The following is a 1,417-nucleotide window of genomic DNA, read 5'->3' as shown; positions in this document are numbered from 1 at the left end:
ATTCCAGTTAATCTATTATTGCCATCTAACAATAGATGATTACAACTAAAATCATTATGGCATAAACACTTTTTACCATCAAAAACTGTTGTTGCATTTAGTCTTTCCATAAAACTTTCTATATAATCTTTTTCTATATCAGTTAAATCATTATAAATAGTTTCACGCAACAATATATACTCTTCTAATACATTTTGTTTATTATCAATAGTACATTCACTAATATCTGTATAATCTAAACCGTGCATTTGTCTTAAAAAACTGGCAATATCTCGTTTTAACAAATTTTGTTCTTCTTCTGACATAGTAGAATAAATTTCTGGTGTTAAAAAAGTTCCTTTAATTTCTTTATAACCTAGTATAGATAATTCATCACTAATATACGAATATTCAATATTAGGAATTTTTACATTAGTTTCTAAATTTGTATTTAAAAAATTATATATTGCTTTTTCTTTTGCATAACCTTTTTTCTTATTAGTACTAAATTTTGTTTTAAAAATGTATTCATTATTAACTAAATATGCCACACTATCATAACCACTACCGATTATTTCAATACTATCTACTTTGAAATTATCAAAGTAATGCTCAATTAAATATTTCATTGCCTTAACATTTGTGGCATTATCATCATATCTATATTCCATTAAATAACAATCTTCTTTTTTGCCCTCGTGTAATTCATGTTCTGGCAAATCTTCAATAATTCTAAAACCAGATTTTTGGTATGCCCTTATTGCTCTTGGATTATTTTTATGAGGGTCTAAAATAACTGCATTAGCATTTCTTTCTTTTTTCAAAAATTCAAAAATCAATTTAATATATCTTGTACCAATTCCTTTACTCCAATAATTTGGCTCTCCTATAAATTGATCCATACCATAGACTATCTCATCAGTTTTTGGATAATGATAATCAGTATATAACTCATCATACATTTTATATATTTGTCCATATCCAATAGGAACATTGTTATATTCAATAATTACTCTAAAAACTTCATCTTCCCAAGGCTCTGTATAATGTTTTTTTAATGATTCTAATGTATATTTTTTATCTCTACCACCATAAAATTCTAATACTCTTTCATCAGTTAACCATTTTAACATCAAAGGAAAATCATCATCTATTAAAGTTCTTATACATATTTCATTTTCAACTATATTCATTTATTTATCACCTTTTTCATAATCATATACATATACTATTTCATCTTTATAATCATTTTTACCACCTAATTTTTCATATACATGGCAAGCTCTAGGATTACCTTTATCAGTTATTAAAAACATTTCAGAACAACCAATCTCTTTAGAATATTCCTTAATAAAAGATAATCTTAATATATCTTCTCCAAAATTTGTTCCTATTTCTTCTTCACTATCTTCAAGTAAGTATATAAAATCACAATATT

Annotated in this window: 1 protein-coding gene and 1 pseudogene; both read right to left on the bottom strand. The window is 24.7% G+C overall.

Annotation, left to right across the window (positions count from 1 at the left end; genetic code table 11):
* The coding region (aac(6')-Ie, locus tag I2E26_RS05145) for an aminoglycoside N-acetyltransferase AAC(6')-Ie (protein ID WP_195419868.1) at positions 1-1,172 on the bottom strand (1,172 nt) is incomplete at its 3' end.
* A pseudogene (locus tag I2E26_RS05140) lies at positions 1,173-1,340 on the bottom strand (GNAT family N-acetyltransferase); the annotation flags it as partial.
* Positions 1,341-1,417: the final 77 nt, after the last annotated feature.

It is taken from the genome of Collinsella sp. D33t1_170424_A12, assembly GCF_015554865.1.
Taxonomy (GTDB): Bacteria; Actinomycetota; Coriobacteriia; order Coriobacteriales; family Coriobacteriaceae; genus Collinsella.
This window is presented reverse-complemented; position numbering and strand designations above follow the sequence as displayed.